This is a genomic window from Corynebacterium belfantii, assembly GCF_041898185.1.
GTDB lineage: Bacteria > Actinomycetota > Actinomycetes > Mycobacteriales > Mycobacteriaceae > Corynebacterium > Corynebacterium belfantii.
Genome location: NZ_CP157823.1, coordinates 334368 through 355541, shown reverse-complemented (window position 1 = coordinate 355541; position 21174 = coordinate 334368). Strand labels below are relative to the sequence as shown.

20 protein-coding genes and 1 pseudogene are annotated in these 21174 nt (G+C 56.6%); 10 read left to right on the top strand and 11 right to left on the bottom strand.

Annotated elements, in window-relative coordinates; all coding sequences use genetic code 11:
* Positions 1-4: 4 nt before the first annotated feature.
* Both ABMV07_RS01900 and mshA read right to left on the bottom strand, forming a co-directional pair.
* The gene (locus ABMV07_RS01900; RefSeq protein ID WP_014302869.1) at positions 5-751 is read right to left on the bottom strand and encodes a phosphoglyceromutase; all 747 of its coding nucleotides are present in this window, start codon (positions 749-751) and stop codon (positions 5-7) included.
* 58 nt (positions 752-809) lie between these two features.
* The gene (gene mshA / locus ABMV07_RS01895; protein ID WP_174688219.1) at positions 810-2084 is read right to left on the bottom strand and encodes a D-inositol-3-phosphate glycosyltransferase; all 1275 of its coding nucleotides are present in this window, start codon (positions 2082-2084) and stop codon (positions 810-812) included.
* A gap of 92 nt (positions 2085-2176) precedes the next feature.
* Between mshA and ABMV07_RS01890 the strand changes: the two genes are divergently transcribed.
* Genes ABMV07_RS01890 through ABMV07_RS01880 form a run of 3 tightly spaced genes read left to right on the top strand, consistent with a single transcriptional unit; the run spans position 2177 to position 6012 of the window.
* On the top strand, positions 2177-3877 hold the full coding sequence (locus ABMV07_RS01890) for a long-chain-fatty-acid--CoA ligase (RefSeq protein ID WP_088266403.1): 1701 nt from the start codon (positions 2177-2179) through the stop codon (positions 3875-3877).
* A 60-nt stretch (positions 3878-3937) separates the two neighbouring features.
* Positions 3938-5644, top strand: coding sequence for a long-chain-fatty-acid--CoA ligase (locus ABMV07_RS01885; protein ID WP_196977170.1), 1707 nt, complete (start codon positions 3938-3940; stop codon positions 5642-5644).
* Positions 5645-5646: 2 nt separating this feature from the next.
* On the top strand, positions 5647-6012 hold the full coding sequence (locus ABMV07_RS01880) for a PH domain-containing protein (RefSeq protein ID WP_088266401.1): 366 nt from the start codon (positions 5647-5649) through the stop codon (positions 6010-6012).
* On the opposite strand, the gene ABMV07_RS01875 is transcribed toward ABMV07_RS01880, so the two are convergent.
* Positions 6009-7112 carry a UDP-N-acetylmuramate dehydrogenase gene (locus ABMV07_RS01875; RefSeq protein ID WP_088266400.1) on the bottom strand — a complete coding sequence of 368 codons (1104 nt, stop codon included), beginning with the start codon at positions 7110-7112 and terminating at the stop codon, positions 6009-6011. The genes ABMV07_RS01880 and ABMV07_RS01875 overlap by 4 nt on opposite strands.
* Positions 7113-7135: 23 nt before the next feature.
* On the opposite strand from ABMV07_RS01875, the gene ABMV07_RS01870 reads away from it, so the two are divergent.
* From ABMV07_RS01870 to ABMV07_RS01845, 6 genes and pseudogenes are all read left to right on the top strand, one after another.
* Entirely contained in the window at positions 7136-7639 is a 504-nt protein-coding gene (locus tag ABMV07_RS01870; protein WP_088266399.1) for a DUF2505 domain-containing protein, read from the top strand.
* A gap of 15 nt (positions 7640-7654) precedes the next feature.
* Positions 7655-8448, top strand: a pseudogene (locus ABMV07_RS01865) (class I SAM-dependent methyltransferase).
* A 349-nt stretch (positions 8449-8797) separates the two neighbouring features.
* Entirely contained in the window at positions 8798-10894 is a 2097-nt protein-coding gene (pflB, locus tag ABMV07_RS01860) for a formate C-acetyltransferase (protein WP_197691850.1), read from the top strand.
* 49 nt (positions 10895-10943) lie between these two features.
* The gene (grcA2, locus tag ABMV07_RS01855; protein ID WP_004566465.1) at positions 10944-11195 is read left to right on the top strand and encodes an autonomous glycyl radical cofactor GrcA2; all 252 of its coding nucleotides are present in this window, start codon (positions 10944-10946) and stop codon (positions 11193-11195) included.
* Positions 11196-11273: 78 nt separating this feature from the next.
* Positions 11274-12149, top strand: coding sequence for a pyruvate formate-lyase-activating protein (gene pflA / locus ABMV07_RS01850; protein WP_088266397.1), 876 nt, complete (start codon positions 11274-11276; stop codon positions 12147-12149).
* Between the two features lie 5 nt (positions 12150-12154).
* Positions 12155-12898: a DUF2993 domain-containing protein gene (locus ABMV07_RS01845; RefSeq protein WP_196977167.1), complete on the top strand. Its 744-nt coding sequence runs from the start codon at positions 12155-12157 to the stop codon at positions 12896-12898.
* Here the strand turns inward: ABMV07_RS01845 and ABMV07_RS01840 are convergent.
* The 7 genes from ABMV07_RS01840 to ABMV07_RS01810 form a co-directional block, all read right to left on the bottom strand.
* Entirely contained in the window at positions 12895-13350 is a 456-nt protein-coding gene (locus ABMV07_RS01840) for a hypothetical protein (protein ID WP_197691856.1), read from the bottom strand. The two genes, ABMV07_RS01845 and ABMV07_RS01840, sit on opposite strands and share 4 nt — an antisense overlap.
* A 39-nt stretch (positions 13351-13389) precedes the next feature.
* Entirely contained in the window at positions 13390-13665 is a 276-nt protein-coding gene (locus tag ABMV07_RS01835; protein WP_088266394.1) for a DUF2516 family protein, read from the bottom strand.
* Positions 13666-13677: 12 nt separating this feature from the next.
* Positions 13678-14946 (bottom strand): DUF445 domain-containing protein, encoded by a 1269-nt coding sequence (locus ABMV07_RS01830; protein WP_088266393.1) that lies wholly within the window; start codon positions 14944-14946, stop codon positions 13678-13680.
* Between the two features lie 197 nt (positions 14947-15143).
* Complete coding sequence (locus ABMV07_RS01825; protein WP_088266392.1) at positions 15144-15494, bottom strand: hypothetical protein; 351 nt, start codon at positions 15492-15494, stop codon at positions 15144-15146.
* 76 nt (positions 15495-15570) lie between these two features.
* Positions 15571-16320 carry a succinate dehydrogenase/fumarate reductase iron-sulfur subunit gene (locus ABMV07_RS01820; RefSeq protein ID WP_014306428.1) on the bottom strand — a complete coding sequence of 250 codons (750 nt, stop codon included), beginning with the start codon at positions 16318-16320 and terminating at the stop codon, positions 15571-15573.
* On the bottom strand, positions 16320-18335 hold the full coding sequence (locus ABMV07_RS01815; protein WP_088266391.1) for a fumarate reductase/succinate dehydrogenase flavoprotein subunit: 2016 nt from the start codon (positions 18333-18335) through the stop codon (positions 16320-16322). The genes ABMV07_RS01820 and ABMV07_RS01815 overlap by 1 nt, the downstream gene beginning before the upstream one ends.
* A gap of 18 nt (positions 18336-18353) precedes the next feature.
* Positions 18354-19112 (bottom strand): succinate dehydrogenase cytochrome b subunit, encoded by a 759-nt coding sequence (locus ABMV07_RS01810; RefSeq protein WP_088266390.1) that lies wholly within the window; start codon positions 19110-19112, stop codon positions 18354-18356.
* Between the two features lie 449 nt (positions 19113-19561).
* On the opposite strand from ABMV07_RS01810, the gene ramB reads away from it, so the two are divergent.
* Positions 19562-20986, top strand: coding sequence for an acetate metabolism transcriptional regulator RamB (gene ramB, locus ABMV07_RS01805; RefSeq protein ID WP_088266389.1), 1425 nt, complete (start codon positions 19562-19564; stop codon positions 20984-20986).
* Here ramB and ABMV07_RS01800 read toward each other — a convergent pair.
* Positions 20946-21128, bottom strand: coding sequence for a DUF6767 domain-containing protein (locus tag ABMV07_RS01800; protein ID WP_071570483.1), 183 nt, complete (start codon positions 21126-21128; stop codon positions 20946-20948). The genes ramB and ABMV07_RS01800 overlap by 41 nt on opposite strands.
* Positions 21129-21174: the final 46 nt, after the last annotated feature.

The following is a 21174-nucleotide window of genomic DNA, read 5'->3' as shown; positions in this document are numbered from 1 at the left end:
GCTACTACTTAGCGCCCTGAGCAGCAACTGCGGCAGCACCGGCAGCAGCAGCCTCTGGGTCAAGGTAGGTGCCACCTGGGTTGAGCACCGTGCCAGCCTCGTCGAGCTCATAAACCAGCGGAATACCGGTAGGAATGTTGAGCTCAGCGATGTCTGCATCAGAGATATTGTCTAGGTGCTTGACCAATGCACGCAGGGAGTTACCGTGTGCAGCGATCAAAACAGTCTCGCCGTTCTTCACACGTGGCAGGATCTCTTCCTTGAAGTAAGGAACGAAACGCTCAACAACGTCCTTCAAGCACTCGGTGCGAGGAACCACGTCAAGGTTAGCGTAACGAGGATCGTTTGCCTGGGAGAACTCGCTGGAATCCTCAAGCTCTGGCGGTGGGGTGCCATAAGAACGACGCCATGCCATGAACTGCTCGTCGCCGTACTTTTCCTTAGTCTCAGCCTTATTGAGGCCCTGCAGCGCACCGTAGTGGCGCTCGTTAAGGCGCCAATCGCGAACAACTGGGATCCAGTGGCGATCAGCAGCGTTCAGAGCAATGTTGGCGGTGCGGATAGCACGGCGCAGCAAAGAGGTGTACACCACGCTTGGCAGGACACCCTGAGCCTTGAGCAGCTCACCGCCACGCTTAGCCTCTGCCTCGCCCTTTTCGGTGAGGTTGACGTCCACCCAGCCGGTGAACTGGTTGGAAGCGTTCCATTCGCTTTGTCCGTGACGAAGAAGAATCAGTTTTCCAGTAGTCATACTTGCCAAGTTTGCCACGAATCGCAGCGACGCGAGCAAAATGTGGGATTATTTACACTTATGCCCGATCGGAACCCGCGGCGTAGCGGTCATGGCACTGCGCAACATCCAACATCGCCGCATCCCCATACACCGACTCCAACTTCTCCGCAGCCGCAGCCCACGTAAAGTTCGCCGCATGCTCCACCGCAGCCACACCCATCTGCTGACGCGTGGGGTCGTCGTCAAGCAATTGCTCCAACGCGTCCGCCCACATTGTGGGATCGTGGCCGTCGACAAGCACACCCGTCTCCCCATCCACCACCGCAATAGGCAAGCCGCCAACACGCGCAGCCACCACCGGAGTACCACTAGCCTGCGCCTCCATCGCAACCAGCCCAAACGACTCGTTATACGAGGGCACCGCCACCACATCAGCCGCCTGATACACACTCACCAGCTCCTCCGGCGGACGCGGATCCAAAAACCGCACCCGATGCGCAATACCCAAACTGCGCGTCAACTCAATGTAATGTTCCACCGTGGCAGCAGCACCCGACGGCCCACCACACATAATCACACGCATATCGCGATCCGGATCCCGCTCCCACATCTCCGCCACCGCACGCAACAACACCTCAGGGCCCTTAAACTTTTGCAGCCTTCCCACAAAAGCCACCACCTTGGTGTGCAACGGAATACCCAAAAACCGCCGAGACTGCTCCGTATTGCGCTGCGTACCAGGAGTAAAAAGCTCCACATTGGCACCCAGCGCGATCACAGCCACCGAATCAGGGTTGGCGTCATAGTGACGCACAAGGTCGTTGGTTTCCTCGGGGGTGTTCACCACGAGGATGTCAGCGTTATCTACAAGCTGTTGCTCACAAATACGTCTGGCCTCTGATTCTTCGGTATCCCCTGCGCTGCGGTGCGCATTTTTTACCGCCGCAAGGGTGTGCGCGGTGTGTACGAGTGGGATGTTCCACAGATCGCGCAGCAGCCAGCCGACTTGGCCAGAAAGCCAGTAGTGGGAATGGATGACGTCGTAACGTATGTGGTGACACTTGGCGAACTGCACCACGCCACCTGCGAAAGCTGCGAGCTGGGTGGGGAGTTCTTCTTTGCTCAGGCCCTCATAGGGGCCGGCTACAATGTTGATCACGCGCAGCCCCGACTCCACCTCTACAATGTCGCCTTGACTGGGGCGAGTGGCACGGGTGTAAATGTCTACGTCTACGCCGCGACGTGCAAGTTCGCGGGCGATGGAAATGATGTAGACGTTCATTCCACCTGCGTCTCCACTGCCTGGTTGCTGGAGGGGCGAGGTGTGCATAGAGATCATGGCAATGCGCATAGTCATCATTCTAGGCGCCGTTATTACCCAACCAAGCGAAACATGAGTATATGCTCGTATTTACGTTTATTTGCGAGGATCGAAGGGAACTCATGTCGGCATACGAGACAAAAAAGTGGCTTCACTATTACCCCGATTGGACGCCGCACAGCCTAGATTATGGTGACACGACGCTTCTCGACGTCTACTCGAACAACCTCGCCCTGAACAAGGACAAACCGGCCACCTACTTCTTTGGCCGCCAAACCTCCTACGGCGACCTCGACAAACAGGTACGCACCGCCGCCGCCGGCCTGCGCGCACTAGGCGTACGCAGCGGCGACCGCGTGGCCATCGCCCTCCCCAACTGCCCACAGCACATCGTGGCCTACTGGGCGATACTCATGCTCGGAGCCACCGTGGTCGAGCACAACCCGCTCTACACCGCACACGAGCTGGAAGCCCCCTTCCAAGACCACGGCGCACGCGTGGCTATCGTGTGGGACAAAGCAGCCGATACGCTGGAAAAACTCCGCAGCAGCACCCCGCTAGAAACCATCGTGTCGGTCAACATGATGACCGCCATGCCCGCCGCGCAACAGGCGCTGCTGCGCCTACCTTTTCCGATGATTCGGAAGAAGCGCGATGCACTGACCGCATCCGCACCCAACACCATCCCATGGGAAATTCTGGTGGGGTCCGCACTCGGCGGCAATGGCTACGACATCGTCCCCTGCCCCGAGGTGACCAAGAAGTCCATCGCACTGATCCTCTACACCTCCGGCACCACCGGTGCGCCCAAAGGTGCGCAACTGTCACACGGCAACCTCTTTGCCAACATCATGCAGGGTAAGACGTGGGTCAAAGGCATTGGCGACCAAGACGAACGCCTCTTGGCAGCGCTGCCTATGTTCCACGCCTATGGTGTGACCATCGTTCTCAACTTGGCGTTCTACGTAGGCGGTGAACTGGTACTTCTGCCAGCGCCGCAAATTCCGTTGATCATGAAGATCATGAAGAAGCACACTCCTACATGGGTGCCTGGTGTTCCCACGCTCTATCAAAAGATTGTGGAAGCCGCAGAACGCGATGGAATCTCCATCTCCGGTGTGCGCAACTCATTTTCTGGTGCGTCGAGCCTGCCTGTGGAAACCGTCGCCCGTTGGGAAGCACTCACCGGTGGTTTGCTCGTCGAAGGCTACGGTTTGACCGAAACCTCCCCCATCATTGTGGGCAACCCCATGACCACCGACCGCCGCCCAGGCTATGTTGGCGTTCCGTTCCCCGACACCGAAATCCGCATTGCCAACCCAGATAACTTGGACGAAACCATGCCTGACGGGCAAGAAGGCGAAGTGCTGGTGCGCGGGCCGCAGGTGTTCAGCGGTTACCTGAACAACCCCGAGGCGACGGCGAAGAGCTTCCATGGGCAGTGGTATCGCACTGGCGACGTGGGAATTATGGAGGAGGACGGCTTTATCCGCCTCGTGGCCCGTATCAAGGAAGTCATCATCACCGGCGGATTTAACGTCTACCCCGCCGAGGTGGAAGAAGTTTTGCGCAATCACCCAGATATTACGGACGCTACCGTCGTAGGCCTTCCGCGTGGCGACGGCTCCGAGTCCGTAGTTGCGGCCATCACGCTTGCCACGGGTGCCGCCCTCGACCCCGAGGGATTGAAGGCATATTGTCGGGAAAATCTCACCCGCTACAAAGTGCCACGCACCTTCTACCACTTCGAAGAATTGCCGAAAGACCAGCTGGGCAAGGTGCGCCGTAAAGATGTACAAGAAGCTCTAGCATCAAAGAAATAACGCTCCTCCGCTACAATATCGACATCAAAACTATTTTATCCCAAAAACGAAAGGCCGGACATGGGCGCATTCGACGACAAAGCATGGTTGCAGCACTATGGCGACTGGACACCAGCATCCCTCGACTACGGCGACACCACGCTGGTAGACATCTACGACAACAACCTTGCCGTTAACGCCGACAAACCCGCGACCTACTTCTTCGGACGCACCCAAACCTATGCAGAGCTAGACGCCCAAGTGCGTGCAGCCGCAGCAGGCCTTAAAGCCTTTGGCATCCGCCCAGGCGACCGCGTCGCCCTCGTATTGCCCAACTGCCCGCAGCACATCGCCGCGTTCTACGCCATCCAGCTGCTCGGCGCTACCGTCGTAGAGCACAACCCGCTCTACACCGCACACGAGCTCGAAGGCCTCTTCCAAGATCACGGCGCACGCGTCGCCATCGCATGGGACAAAGCAGCCTCCACCCTAGAGAAACTGCGCGACACCACCTCGCTTGAGACGATCATCTCCGTCAACATGACAGAGGCCATGCCACGCATCCAACAGCTAGCGCTGCGCATTCCGATCCCACCCATCGCCGCAAAGCGCGAACAACTCACCGCGTTTGCCGACAACACCGTCCCATGGTCCACCCTGATCGGCAATGCCATCGGCGGCAACGGTAAACGCACCGAATTCCCCAAGGTCACCAAAGACGACATCGCCCTGATCCTCTACACCTCCGGCACCACCGGAACGCCGAAGGGCGCGTTGCTCTCCCACGGCAACTTGGTGTCCAACTGCATCATGGGCAAGGCGTGGGTGCCAGGACTGGGCGACCAACCCGAGCGTTTCCTCGCAGCTCTTCCCATGTTCCACGCCTACGGCATGACCATGGTCGGCACCCTCGGTGTCTTCGTCGGCGCAGAAATGGTCCTGCTACCAGCTCCGCAGATTCCACTGATCATGAAGATCATGAAAAACCACACCCCCACGTGGCTGCCAGGTGTACCCACCCTCTACGAAAAGATCGTGGCAGAAGCCACCGCCAAGGGCGTGGAAATCAAGGGCATCCGCAACTCCTTCTCCGGTGCCTCCACCCTACCTGTACGCACCGTCGACGACTGGGAAAACCTCACCGGCGGCCTGCTGGTGGAAGGCTACGGCTTGACCGAAACCTCCCCAGTTCTGTGCGGTAACCCCATGAATGGCAACCGCCGCCCCGGCTACATCGGCGTGCCCTTCTCCGACACCGAAATCCGCATTGCCAACCCAGACAACCTCGACGAGACAATGCCCGACGGCGAAGCCGGCGAAGTTCTCGCCCGCGGACCACAGGTTTTCCAAGGCTACCTCAACAAACCAGAAGCAACCGCAGCCGCCTTCCACGGTGATTGGTTCCGCACCGGCGATATGGGTGTTATGGAAGAAGACGGTTTTATCCGCCTAGTAAGCCGCATCAAGGAAATCATCATCACCGGCGGATTTAACGTCTACCCTGCCGAGGTCGAAGAAGCCCTGATCGCCCACCCAGACGTTGTCGACGCGGCCGTAGTCGGCCGCCCACGCAAAGACGGCTCCGAGGACGTGGTAGCCTGCATCGTGCTCAAAGACGGTGCAGCCCTCGACCCAGAAGGCCTCAAAGCCCACTGCCGCGAGCTACTCACCCGCTACAAAGTGCCACGCACCTTCTACCACTTTGAAGCACTCAACAAAGACCAACTTGGTAAGGTCCGCCGCCGCGAAGTGCAGCAGACCCTCCTCGAACGCCTCGGAGAAAAGTAAGCATGGAAACAGCCAGCATTACAGAATGGACTTTCGTCCAAGAAGTACCCATCCCAGAAGACGTTGCCAGTCTCATGGTGCCAGGCGAAGATGCCGTCGTTGCGTTTAACACCTTCCGCGACAGCGCCATCTTTACCACCAAACGCCTCATTGTCCGCGACTCCCAAGGCCTACGAGGCAAGAAGGTAGAGGTCTACTCCTTGCCTTATTCCTCAGTGAATATGTGGTCAACAGAAAATGCTGGCACCTTTGATTTCAACGCCGAAGTGGAGTTGTGGACGCGTGCCGGCAAAATCAAGATCAAGATCGGTCGAGATCTCGACGTACGACGCCTCGACATGATTCTTGCTCAGTGCATCTTGGGCTAAATAGACACCCCAACCCATACCGGTTCGGGCTCAAGTAGCACCCCGAAGGCATCCATCACGCCGCCACGGACCTCGCGCGCAAGTGCAACGAGATCATCCGTGGTGGCGTTTCCTCTATTGGTCAGCGCCAGAGTGTGCTTAGTAGACAAGCTCACCCGCCCGCTAGGGCCTTGGTGGCCTTTGGCAAATCCGGCGCGGTCAATCAACCATGCAGCGGACAGTTTGACCATGCCCTTGCCCGCAGCAAAGCATGGCATCGACTCGTCACCAACAACGCTACGCACGTGATCCCCGACCGATTCTGGGACGATGGGGTTGGTAAAGAAGGATCCGGCCGACCACGTGTCGTGATCCGCCTCGTTGTACACCATGCCCTTGCCAGCACGCAGGCCAAGTACAGCTTCACGCACCTGCGCTGCAGGATGTGGTCCCTCATGGCCTAGCACCCGAGCAAGCTCCCCAAAGCGCAGCGGCGCAGACATGCCATCCGTGTGCAGCTGTAGCGTAATGCCCAGTACCACGCCACGGCCGGTGAATTTGAGGTTGGAATAGCGATACGCCAGCTCTAAGTCGGCTGCAGGAACTTCCATGACCTCCCCTGTTGCACGTTCCAAGAGGGTTACGCTGACCAACACATCGGAGATCTCTGCACCGTAGGCACCCACGTTTTGTACAGGGGTAGCTCCCGCCGAGCCAGGAATTCCAGAGAGGCACTCAATGCCACCGAGGCCAGCATCAACGCACAGGCGTACTACGTCATCCCATACGGCACCTGCTTCGGCTACTACGCGTCCGGTGTCGAGGTTCACAGAAATATCGTCACAGTCGAGGATCACAGCAACGAGGGGGATTTCGCCGTCAGCGATCACGAGGTTGGAGCCACCGCCTACGATGAGTAGTGGGATCTGGTGGGCGTCGAGAAGCCGAACAACCTCAACCACAGACTGCTGTGACCTGCAGCGAACCGCCGCCATGGGGGTTCCGCCGAGGTGGAGGGTGGTCAATTCGGCGAAGGTGGCTGCCACAAAGGTGGCGTCGTCGATCGCCTCGATCTGGGGGCGGATTCCGTCGAAAATGTGGTTCAGTGATTTTTCCAGCACCTTATTAAAGGTAGTCTGTACGCATGACAACGCGAAGTGAAAACACCGTAACTATCAATCAGCCAGTGGAAAAAGTCCACGCAGCATTGACCAATCCGGCATATTGGGACTTCATTGTGAAAAACCTCAGCCCAGAACCAGGCGAGGTACACGAGTTCACCGAAGCTAACGGTGGCGCTGTTGCAACCCTTTTCGAGGTTCTCCCCCAAGAGCTACTTCCTGAGGCTATTCGCGCCATGATCAGTCAGGCACTCAAGGTCAAGCGCGTAGTAACCGTCGGTGGCCTTAACGGCACCAGCGCACCACTGAGCTACACCGCAGACGTAAAGGGCACCCCTGTGGACTTCAAGGGTGAGGTCTCTATGAACGGCCTAGGCAACACCACCACGCTGTCCTACGCCAACGAGATCACCGTCAACATCCCACTGATGGGTGCTGCTATCGAGCCTAAGGTCGGCCAGGCATTGGGCGATTTGTTCCAGAACGAGGGCGATCTGACCTCGAAGTGGATCTCCGAGAACCTCTAATTTCGTGGGGTTTTCATGGCTGATCATGCCCATAATTTGCGCGCCACTTTTGGGCATGGTCGTCCCATTGGTGTGATTACTCGGGGGACCACTGGGTTTAATCGCCTCCGGCGTTGTGACCGCTGGATGGCTCATCATCCGCTGATCCAGCAGGCGCTGCGCCGCACCAGCGACCCTATCGCTCTTGACGTGGGGTACGGGGCAAGTTTTACCACCACGGTCGAGTGGGCTCGTTGGTTGCGCACCATGCGTGACGACGTCCGCGTCACCGGCTTAGAAATAGACCCAGAACGGATCCTGCCGCCGCGCGATGGTGTGACTTTTGAACTTGGGGTTTTGAATTAGCGGGTTACCAGCCCCACCTTAGTGCGCGCTTTTAACGTGCTGCGCCAATATGATGTGGACCAAGTCGTGGATGCTTGGGAGATGGTGACCTCGCGCCTACAACCTGGCGGATTTTTGTGGAAGGCACCTGTGATGAGTTGGGGCGGCGGTCAACATGGGTGTTGTTGGATCATACTGGCCCGCAGTCGCTGACGCTGTGCTGGGATCCTTTTGATGCAGAGCACCCCTCCGATATTGCGGAGCGGTTGCCTAAGATTTTGATCCACCGCAATGTTGCGGGCGAAAAAATTCATGATGTGTTGCTTCGTGCCGACGAAGCGTGGCCGTCGTATGGCCCTCGCGTTCGGTGGCGGGCGGCCCGCGCGATGCTTATGGATATGGGAATTCCGATGAGCATTATTCGCCGTCCGGTGCGCGATAATCAGCTCACGGTGCCGTGGTCGATCGTCGATCCAACTACTTAGACTGCCAAACCTAATTTAAACAGTACACCCGTTTTACTGCTTTCAATTCGACAAATGTCACACCATAAAGCAATCTAATTCACATATTTCCCCTTCTACCAGTGTTTTTATTTATTAAGATCTGAAGGTGTCCACGCGCATCGCGGGCAAAATTCTTTACTCCTATTTCGGGCAATTTTCATATGAGATAACTCACCCTTTCCCATTTATGTGGCCTAGCCCCCTCCTCACTACAGTAGTAAGTGTTCGTGGCGAGCCAGTAACGATGGATCTGCCACCAAGTGAACCGCAGGTGGCCGATACCGAGGCCACTGATGCAGATGACTCGATAAGGAAGGGCTCATATAATATGACCACCGCCCAACAAGAGAGCACCCACTCAGCATGGGAAGGTTTCGTCGAAGGACCTTGGCAAGAGGGAATCGACATCCGCGACTTCATCCAACGCAACTACACCCCTTACGAGGACGACGCTAGCTTCCTCGCTGGCCCAACCGAAAAGACCCTTCGCGTCTGGGACCACCTCGAGAAGAACTACCTCTCCGTCGAGCGTAAGAAGCGCGTTTTTGATGTAGACACCCACACCCCAGCTGACATTGATGCTTTCCCAGCGGGTTACATTTCCGAAGACGACGACGTAATTGTTGGTCTGCAGACCGACGTCCCACTCAAGCGCGCCATGATGCCTTTCGGCGGCTGGCGCATGGTGGAAACCGCCATCAAGGAAGCCGGCAAAGAGCCAAACGAAGATGTCAAGAACATCTTCACCAAGTATCGCAAGACCCACAACGAGGCCGTGTTTGACATCTACACCCCTCGTATCCGTGCCGCACGTTCCTCCCACATCATCACCGGTCTTCCAGATGCTTATGGCCGTGGCCGCATCATCGGCGACTACCGTCGTGTAGCCCTCTACGGTGTGGACTACCTCATCGCCGAGAAGAAGCAGGCTAAAGACTCCGTCGCAGCTGAGAACTTCTCCGAGCACTGGGCACGTTTCCGCGAAGAGCACTCCGAGCAGATCAAGGCCCTGCAGAAGCTCAAGACCATGGCTTCCTTCTACGGCTTCGATATCTCGGGCCCAGCCACCACGGCAAAGGAAGCAGTCCAGTGGACCTACTTCGCATACCTGGCTTCCGTGAAGTCCCAGGACGGCGCTGCAATGTCCATCGGCCGTCTGTCCGCCTTCCTCGACATCTACTTCGAACGCGATCTTGCCGCTGGCATCATCACCGAGGATGAGGCTCAGGAAATCATCGACGCCCTCGTGATCAAGCTGCGTATCGTCCGCTTCCTGCGCACCATCGACTACGATCAGATCTTCTCCGGTGACCCATACTGGGCAACCTGGTCCGACGCTGGCTTCTCTGACGACGGCCGCACCATGGTCACCAAGACCTCCTTCCGTCTGCTGCAGACCCTGCGTAACCTCGGCCCAGCACCAGAGCCAAACATCACTATTTTCTGGGATCCAGCACTTCCAGAAGGCTACAAAGACTTCTGCGCTGCAATCTCCATCGAAACCTCCTCGATTCAGTACGAATCCGACGAGCAGATCCGTAACCAGTGGGGCGACGACGCCGCAATTGCCTGCTGCGTGTCCCCCATGGCTGTGGGCAAGCAGATGCAGTTCTTCGGTGCGCGCGTGAACTCCGCTAAGTCCCTGCTCTACGCCATCAACGGTGGCCGCGACGAGGTTTCCGGCAAGCAGATCACCGAGCCTGGCCTGTTCGAGCCCATCAAGGGCGACGGCCCACTAGACTTCGACGAAGTCTGGGACAAATACGAGCACATGCTCGACTGGGTTGTTGGCACCTACGTGGAAGCACTCAACATCATCCACTTCTGCCACGACCGCTACGCCTACGAGGCAGTCGAGATGGCTCTGCATGATTCTGAAATCGTCCGCACCATGGGCTGCGGCATCGCAGGTCTGGCTATCGTTGCAGACTCTCTCTCGGCCATCAAGTACGCCAAGGTCACCCCAGTGCGCGATGAGACCGGCCTAGTTGTGGACTACAAGACGGAAGGCGACTTCCCTCGCTACGGTAACGACGACGACCGCGCTGACGACATCGCCGCAACCATCGTTCACACCGTGATGTCCAAGATCAAGGAAATCCCTATGTACCGCGACGCGATCCCAACGCAGTCGGTACTCACGATTACCTCGAATGTGGTCTACGGCAAGGCAACCGGTGCATTCCCATCAGGTCACAAGGCAGGTACCCCATTTAGCCCAGGTGCTAACCCTGAAAACGGTGCAGACACCCACGGTATGGTGGCCTCGATGCTGTCTGTCGGTAAGCTGGATTACCAAGACGCCCTTGACGGCATTTCCCTGACCAACACCATCACCCCATCTGGTTTGGGTCGTACCTCGGACGAGCAGATTAAGAACTTGGTCGGCATCCTCGATGCTGGCTTCATCATGGACGAAGAGTAATCTACTTTTCTTCCCCATCTATTGATCATCATAGAATTTGGAGAACACAATGTCTTCTAAGACCTTTGAAGAGCGCATGACCGAGATGAAGGCAAAGCGCGACGAGAACAACGCCAACGCTGGCCTTTACCACGCAAACATCAACGTCCTCGACCAGAAGACCCTCGAAGATGCCATGGAGAACCCTGACAAGTACCCGAACCTCACCGTTCGTGTTTCCGGCTACGCCGTCAACTTTGTCAAGCTCACCCGTGAGCAGCAGCTGGACGTTCTTTCCCGTACGTTCCACCACTCTGCGTAAGATGTAACGCCACCACCTGCCTGTACACGGGCAGGTGGTATATTTTTGCCCTAATGAAGCGAAAGGAATCCCTCTGATATGGCTGATGGTATTAACTCCACAGTGACGGTTGAACGCTCTGACGGGCCGCGCCACCGCGGAACCGCAGCCGGCATCGGAGGCCTCGACCTCGATCTGGAAGACGTCACCCACAAGGAGCTCATCGAGGCCCGCCGCACTGGCGACGTCGGCCTCGTGCACTCCTGGGAGCTTGTCACCGCTGTTGATGGCCCAGGTACCCGCATGACCATGTTCATGTCCGGATGCCCACTGCGATGCCTTTACTGCCACAACCCCGACACCATGGGGATGAAAGAAGGCACAGTAGAGCGCGTCGAGTCGATCGTGAAGAAGATCAAACGTTATCGCAACGTGTTTAAGGCCTCCGGCGGCGGATTGACCATCTCCGGCGGTGAGCCACTGTTCCAAATCGCCTTTACGCGCCGCGTGCTCAAAGAGGTACACGATGCCGGTATCCACACCACCATCGACACCTCAGGGTATCTCGGGGCACGGCTCACGGACGAGGACCTAAAAAATATCGACCTCGTGCTTCTCGACGTCAAGTCCGGTGACGAGGAAACCTACCACCGTGTTTCCGGTGGCCGCGAGCTACAACCCACCATCGACTTTGGCGATCGCCTCAATGCAATTGGTAAGCCAGTGTGGATCCGCTTCGTGCTGGTACCTGGCGTGTCTGACGCACCAGAAAACATCAACAACGTGGCAGACATCGTCGCCCGGTGGAAAGACAACGTCGAACGCGTCGAGGTGCTGCCTTTCCACAACATGGGAGCCGATAAATGGCACGAACTCGGCTTGAATTACGAGCTCGAGGACACAAAACCACCAACACCGGAATCCGTGGAGTTTGCTAAGGAGACTTTCCGCTCACGCGGTTTGACCGTCTACTAGCTACAATGGCCGACGTGACTACAACAAAAGGTTCTCGCGTCGGAAAAGTTTCACTCATCGTCGCCCTGATCGTCGTCATCCTGCTCGCCGTAGCAGAATTCGGCCTCAGGGCGATGGTGTCTCAACAGCTCAAGGAGTCGACATCGCCGGAGGCGTCGATAAGCTTCGGTGCCTCTCCGCTGCTCGTGAGCATCGCCACAAAGAACCTGCCGAGCGTGACCATTGATACCCCAGAGATGGGCGAATCCCCACGCTCGCACATCACAATGAAAAACCTTGATATTCACAACAGCGACGCCCCTATCGCTGAGCAACTCGAGCTAGAAACCACGCTTAGCGACGCATACCTGCTGGCCGCCATGCAAAAAGGCCTAGCAGAAAACACGGCCCCTAAACCCACCGCGGGTGAACTCGACCTTGGCTCGCTGCTGCAGTCGATCGTGAAAGTGACTGCCGTGACCACTCAACCATCAGAAAAAACCGTCACCATCGAGTTCACCGACGGTGCCGCATCGCTACAGCTCAAGCCGGTAGTAGACAACGGCAGCCTTGGGTTCGAGGCCGTCAACGCTAACCTCCTCGGCTTTGATCTCCCCCAGTCGGTATCCGATGCGCTTACCCAGCAGCTCAGCAAGCAAGCAGGCGACAGCCTCCACAACATGACGATCAGCAACGTTGATGTTGTCGACGGTGGCATGAACCTCACGCTCAACGGCAACAACGTCAACCTCGCCGAGCTAGAAAACTAGCACACCAACAAGCCCGCATTGCCCGCATCCCACACATAGGTGGGCAAGGCTAACTGCGGGGTTTCTTTTTTCACTACCACCGCGTCAAAACCAGCTGCTTGCGCATGTTCGGCAGTACGCGCAATAACATCAGCGGCAAACAGATCCGTATCGAGGATCAACGCCAACGAGGCAGGATGCGGTACCGCCTCACGGGTAGTAACCAGCTCCGTAATCAACGCCGTGCTGGTGGCGGCGACAACCGCTGCGGGGTCAGGAACCACGAGCACCATGCTGGCACCGCATTGCACCGCTAGGCGCGCCTCTGAGGCCTTAATCAGGCTGTGGTGCTGGCCAGTGGGATACCCCGCCCACGACACCACGGGCCCTGGCACCTGGCCAAGGGCAGTTAATAATGTTGGCGGAACGCATACGCCCCCACCGCCGGCAGCGAGTTCACGCGCCTTATCCACACTCGCCTCGGGGCCACTGACTATAGGAATCACAGCGCTCTACCAGCCGTAGTTGCCGTTGAGGATGTTTGTGATCTGTGGGCGCACATCAAACCAGTACAGGCCAATGATGACAATGCCGATCCACGATAAAAATGGGAAGCTGGAAAATAGTGCCAAAGCAGAACCGCCAAGCAATGCCGCCCAAACCCACTTGTTTTGCCGATCTGCGGCTTCAAAAGCATCTGCGCGCGTTGCCGCGACAAGTACTGCTCCTACTACCCCACAGACAGCAATAAGCCAATACACAATTGTCAAGATTCCGAAGCTGATCATCCTGCGCCTTATTTATAGTCCAAACAACAGATAGGACACAGTGTAAATGGCAAGGCCCGCTAATGCACCTACGACCGTGCCATTAAGGCGAATGTACTGCAGATCCTTGCCCACCATCAGCTCAATCTTGTCGCTGGCCTCGTCAGCGTCCCAGCGCTCGATTGTCTCGCCAATAATCGACGTGATCTGATCCGCGTAGTTCTCCGCCAAAAATTCTGCGGCACCAGTAATACGGCGATCCAATTGGGTGCGGATCTGCGCATCGTTATGAATCCGCTCGCCCCAGGCCATCGCATATTCTGCGATCTTGGTGCGAATAATCGACTCCGGATCCGCCACCGCAGCAAGAATCGCAGAAGACGAGGATACCCAAATCGACGCGGCTGCATTGCGCACCGGCGCTGAGCCCATGATGTCATGCTTGATCTCTTCAACCTTCTGGATCATCATCGGATCTTCTTGCAGTTCCACCGCGAATTTCTCAAGGAAACGCCGGATCGCATGACGGGCCTCATGGTTTTTATCGCGATCCACAGCAGCCGTCCACTGCACGAGCTCGCGGTAGACACGCTCGCCTACGATGTCATTAATAAAACGTGGTGCCCACGACGGAGCCCGCTCATCCAAAATTCGGATAATCAGCGCTTCGCTTGTCGTGGCCTTCTTATGCATCCATCCGGCCAGCTGATCCACAATCGGATCGGTGAGGCCTTCGTCGATAAGTTGCTGCAACGTCTTACCCACATGCGGCCCCCACTCCGGCTGCGCCAACTTATCCAGCAAAGCCGCATTGATAACAGTCTCAGCGTCCTGAGGATCCAAAGCACGCACCACTTTGGCAACAAAGGTGCCAGCTTCCTGAGACACCCGCTTGGCGTTATCTGGCTGCACCAACCAATCGGCCAATACGGTAGGAACCTGAGCTTGGCGAACCTTCTGCGTAATCAACGTCGGATTAAGGAAGTTCTCGCTCACAAAAGAGCTGAGGCTCTCGCCTACCTGATCCTTTTTATTGCGAACCAACGCTGTGTGCGGAATCTTGAGTCCCAACGGGTACCGGAATAACGCTGTGACAGCGAACCAGTCGGCAAGTCCACCGACCATGCCTGCCTCCGCAGCAGCACGCACGAACCCCACCCATACGGGTGTGGGATCGGTGTGCGCCGTGTACCACTGACAGTTTAAAAAGATCACTGCAGCGACTAGTAACAACCCCGTGGCAAATGCCTTGTGGTTTCGCAGTGTTCGTCGGCGGTCTAGCTCTGCACTATGTGTACCCATGCCGACTATTATCCCACGTTAGATCAGCGCCAGCCCCATGGCGATGTAGCGGATACCAATTATTACCGCGATCACGGTAATAAGGATCCACGCAACTTTGTTCCAGTTACTCATGTTTTCTACCCTACAGATGCAAAATCGGCGGAGCCACCACTTGTGTGATGACTCCGCCGATTACGCGGAGGTGCCTGACGTGATTAGTTCACGCGACCAGTTTCTGCACGGTACTGACGGTAAGCAGCGCGACCCATGTGGATTAAGCCAAATCCACCGATCAGCAATACTGCTGCGATAACTCCGCCGATCAGAGCGTAGGTGGACCAAGCTTCCTGGCTTCCCACGGTGCTGGATGCCAAACCGAAGATCAAGGTACCCAAGCCTGCCAATGCGGCAAGGATTGCGCCCATGCCTACCCACGTGCTCGTACGCTGGAGGGAGGAGTGCGGTGCCCACAGGCTCGATGGATCATAACCGTCGATGTAATGCATACGACCTTCGAAGACCGGGTAGTTACCCGGCTCTTGCGTCGCATCTAGGGAATGGGACATTGTGCTTGCCTTTCTATGTACCCGAGTAGAAGAACGTCTGTTTACTAGAGTATTACCTTACGGTAATCAGTGGTAATTAGTCGTCCTTGCCACGGAAGAACGCACGAGCACGTTCCTTGTTGATTGCAGCTACTGCGGACAGTGGGATACCTGCGGGGCAAACATCCGCACACTCACCGTAGAGGGAGCAGTGTCCGAAGTTTGTCTCCAACTCGTCGACCATCTTGCGTGCGCGCTTGCCACGCTCTTCCTTGCCCAAAGGCATTAGGGAGAGGTGGATCAGCTTTGCACCGGTGAACAAGTGAGCTGCGCCGTTAGGGCAGGCAGCCACACAAGCACCACAGCCGATGCAGGCTGCGTGGTCGAGAGCCAACTCGGCGGACTCGTGGTTCTGGTGCAGGGTGTCTGCATCAGGAGCGGTGCCGGCATTGATGGAAACGAAACCACCCTTTTCCAAGACACGGTCCAATGCGGAGCGGTCTACCAAGAGGTCCTTGACCACTGGATAAGCTGCGGAGCGCAGTGGCTCGATCTTCAGGGTCGATCCGTCTGGGACGTGGTCGAGGCGCTGCTGGCAAGAAGGCTTGTTCTTGTCCAGGCCGTGTGGGCGACCGTTGACCAAAAGACCACAGGTACCACAAATGCCCTCGCGGCAGTCCGAGGCGAATACGAAAGGCTCTTTGCCTTCCTCAATCAGGCCAGTGTTGACGTGGTCGAGAAGCTCAAGGACCGACATCTGAGGGACGGCGTCGTTGACGTCGATGGACTCGAAGTGACCTTCGCTGTTTGGACCGGCCTGACGCCAGATTTCAAGATGGAGTTTCATTACTTGTAATTCCTTGTCATCAGCGGGATCGCTTCGAATGTGAGTGGCTCAGCGTGGCGAATGAACTCGCCCTCGACTGCACCTGGCTCCCATGCGGAAACGAAGCACCAGTTGTCGTCGTCACGCTCTGCCTCGCCCTCTTCGGAGAGGTGATCGTCACGGAAGTGGGCACCACAGGACTCGTCGCGATCAAGTGCGTCAACGCACATGAGCTCGCCCAAGTCTATGTAGTCAGCAACGCGGGATGCGTACTCAAGAACCTGGTTCATCTCATCGGCAGCGCCGGTGATACGCAGATTTGCCCAGAATTCCTTGCGCAGAGCGCGGATCTTCTGAATACCGGTCTTGAGGTCTTCAACGTTGCGGGCAACGCCACAAGAGAAGTAGAGGATCTCGCCCAGCTGGCGGTGGAAGAACTCAGGGCCGTGAGGATCATTGCCCTTGATGTTCATCAACTTGTCAATGCGTGCTTTGGCGCGGTTAACAGCTTCCTGTGCTTCTGCAGAATCCTCAGCCAAACGTGGCTCACCGAGGTGGTTTGCCAAGTAGTTAGGGATGGTGAACGGCATGGTGAACCAGCCGTCGACAGAAGCAGACAGGAGGGAGTTTGCACCCAAGCGGTTAGCACCGTGGTAGGTCCACGAGCACTCACCTGCTGCGAACAGGCCGTCAATGGAGGTCATCTCATTGAAGTCGGTCCACAGGCCACCCATGGTGAAGTGGCAGGTAGGAGCAATACGCATTGGTGCCTTGTATGGGTTCTCACCAATGGCCTCTTCGTACATCTGGAAGAGGTTGGAGTAACGCTCACGGATGGTGTCTTCGCCGAGGCGGCTGATGGCATCGCGGAAGTCCAGGTAAGCGGAGTTGTGCAGAGGTCCAACGCCGAGGCCCTTGTTAATCTGCTGAGAGATTGCACGAGATGCAACGTCGCGAGGAACCAAGTTACCGAATGCTGGGTAACGACGCTCCAAGAAGTAGTCGCGCTCTTCCTCAGGGATGGTGTTCGGGTCGCGGTCGTCCTTTGGCTTCAGTGGCGACCAGATGCGGCCGTCGTTACGCAAAGACTCGGACATCAAGATGGTCTTGGACTGCCACTCGGAGTTCACAGGAAGACCGGTTGGGTGGAACTGGATGAACGATGGCGATGCGAGATATGCACCGTGATCGTATGCACGCATCATTGCGGATGCGTTGGAGTTCTTAGCCAAGGTGGACATGTGGAACACGTTGCCGTAGCCACCGGTTGCCAAGATCACTGCGTGGCCGGTGTGAGCGGTGAGTTCGCCGGTGATGAGGTTACGCATAACCACACCTTCACAGCGCTTCTTGCCGTCCTTCTCGGTGAGAACCAAGTCTGCCAAGTCATTGTGGGTGAAGATCTCCACGGTGCCCAAGCCGATCTGGCGCTGCAGAGCAGCAGCACCAGCCAGCTGCAGCTGCTGACCTGTTTGACCACGGGTGTAGTAGGTGCGGGAAACCTGCACGCCACCGAAGGAACGGGTTGCCAGGGTTCCGCCGTATTCGCGAGCGAATGGTGCACCGATGGCGTTCATGTGGTCGATCACGCGGACGGACTCGTATGCCAAGCGCCAGCAGTCGGACTCACGGCAGCGGTAGTCGCCGCCCTTAACGGTGTCCTTGACGTGGCGGTATGCACCGTCGTTGTCCACCTTCTTGCCGCGAGCAGCGTTGACACCACCCTGTGCAGCGATGGAGTGTGCACGACGTGGTGCATCGTGGTAGGTGAACACCTTGACGTCGTAGCCGAGCTCGCCGAGAGCAGCCGCAGCGCCGCCACCGGACAGGCCAGTGCCGACCACGAGGACGCGGAACTTACGACGGTTCAAAGGCGACACGAGGTTCATGTGGTCCTTTTGGTACTCCCACATGTCCTTGGTGGGAACGCCCTTAGGCTCATGAGACTCGAGGATGCTGCCGAGCTTCACACCATCAACGATGGATGCTGGTTGGGTGAAGTCGGTGCTAACAGTGGTGTCAGAGTTAATGCTCATTGTTATTTACCTTCTCCCCTAGCCGACCAAGCCGAGTGCGATGGACAGCGGAATAGCGATGTTGCCGATCATGACAATTGCTGGGACGAGGTATGCCAAGAACAGCATGACCGCACGCCAGCGCTTGCCAGTAATACCAAGGTCGCTGGTAGCAAGCCAGATACCGTGCGATAGGTGCATGAACAAGGTCACCATGGCAATCACGTAGAAGATGGTGACTGGCCAACGGCTAAAGCCTGCGACCATGTTCGCGTAGATAGCACCGTGCTCGAAGGCATCAGAAGCTGCAGGAGCAGCACCTACGGTGAGATCCAAGATGTGGAAGATGATGAACGCCAACAGCACGACGCCGGTGACCAGCATGGTACGGGTGGTGAAGGAGTTCATGCCACCCATCAGGTTGGTGCGACGAAACTTGCCGCGGGACTGATGGGAGCGCGCGGTCAGTGCGAATGCGCCGTAGATGTGGATCACGATGCAAGCAAGTAGAACCAAGCGGAAGATCCACAGGAATACACCGTGTGGAAGCAGTGGGTAGAGCAGGTTGCGCAGCCACTCGCCGTAGATGTCGATTGGATGCGTGCCGTCTTCGTAGAACGGCAGGAAGATCTTCAGGTTTCCAACCATGTGGAATACGACGAAGAAGGCAAAGATCAGGCCAGTGACGGCCATGCCGAGCTTCAGCGCCCAGGTTGGGAACTGTGGCCGCTCACGCAGCGGCTTTTCAGTGATTTTGCCGTGAGCGATTGCGTCACGGTCGATGTTATTTACAGTCATGGCACCTCCAGTGTCGCTATAACTTTACGACCCGAACTCACCTATAAACCACTTACAAACGCCCATTGTGAATTAGGTCACCTATCTAAAAACGTCATCCTACCTGCAGTTTAGGATATCCTGACCTAAAATAGCTTTTGGGGTGGTTAAAAATTGCCACATCTACCGGCACTTTTTCAAAAGCGTGAGACGACAGAGAACGATCACCCAACTTTTTAGTGATTTTGTACACCATGCCCCCTCTCCACCCTTTCGGCGTCATACGAATGGGTGATCTTTAGGCAAACCTCTTAGTGTGATTTAGAGAAAAACCACAAGGCCAGCGACATATTTCCGATTTTTCCTCGTCAACTCGCCCATGAGACAGAAGTGACAGTTGAGTACTGTGCACCACAGTCGATTTTTGAATGATCATCCACCATGGCGCAGCTCACGTAGTATAGAAACCCATGGGTATGACTTATGTGGGTTCACGCCTGCGCCAGCTACGCAAAGAACGCGACCTCACCCAAGCCGCGCTTGCCGAGCTCCTCGGGATCTCAGCCAGCTATATCAACCAGATCGAACACGACGTCCGACCACTTACTCCACAAGTGCTGCGGAAAATAACAGCCTCATTTGGGGTAGACGCCACCTTCTTTTCACGCGATGATTCCTCACGCCTCATCGCCGAGCTTCATGATGTCATGTTCGACAAGGAAGTCTGCCCACAGCCTATCGACGTTATCGAGCTGTCCACCCTCGTAGACCACCACCCCGAAGCTGCTCGCGCCATGGTGGAGATGCATCGTCGCTATCGACGCCTCCGCGACAACCTTGATGCGGTTACCGACAAACGCCGTCTCAGCGGATTAGATACTCCCAATCCACTTGCGGTGTTGTCTATGCCTCACGATGAGGTGCGCGACTTCTTCTACACTCACCACAATTACCTCGACGAACTAGATCGGATCGCCGAACGCATTGCCACAGAGCTAGGCATTACTACTTTTAATATTCGAGCCAACGAAGCAGCACTGACTCAACGCCTGCAAGAAGACCATGCTGTAGAGATCATCCCCGGCGTTGACCTCGGCGCCACGTTGCATAAGTTTGACAATGTTTCTCGCCAACTTACGCTGTCGACTCGCCTTATTGCTGGTCAGCGTGCATTTAGGCTTGCTGCAGAGCTGGGGTATCTCGAAGCTGGCGAACAGATGCATGCACTTGTTGCCGATGGCCATTTCCAATCAGAGGAGGCGCGTCGATTAGCGCTTCGTGGCATCGCCTCCTACTTTGCTGCGGCGGTGATGCTGCCTTATGGCATGTTCCACCAGCAGGCGGAAAAATGCGGTTACGACATCGAATACCTCTGCCAGGTGTTTGGACTGGGATATGAAACGGTCTGCCATCGGCTTTCAACCTTGCAGCGCCCTCAGCTCAAAGGCATCCCGTTTACGTTTGTCCGCGTGGATCGGGCTGGAAATATCTCCAAGCGGCAATCGGCCACTGGTTTTCATTTCACGCATTCGGGAGGAACATGCCCCTTGTGGAATGTGTATGAGGCATTTAGTAGCCCAGGCACGATTATGCGGCAGCTTTCTGAGATGCCTGATGGCCGTAGTTATCTTTGGATTGCACGCACGGTTCGCCACCATCAAGGGCGTTTTAGCGAGCCAGGAAAGATCTTTTCTATTGGTCTTGGCTGCGAAGCCCGTCACGCGCATCGTACCGTTTATACTGCTGGGCTAGATTTCGACGGTTTTAGCAATGCGATCCCCATCGGCGCTGGCTGCCGCGTATGTTCGCGAACAAATTGCCCTCAGCGAGCTTTCCCCGCGGTGAATACCTTGCTCAGCATTGATCCCCATGCTTCCCAAGTCGCGCCTTATTAATCATCTCGACCATCAGCTGTTTAAGCTCTGGGTCTTCGCGCACCAATTGAACTAATTGGCAGTCGTTTGGCCCCGAGGTCCCAGGTTGGCATGCGGTGCAGGGTTCTCCATACCGCACAGGGCACTTAGGGGTATGAGCCATAGGCCCCATGATACGCCGACGCTCCCCGCTGCCAGGTGCGGCAACG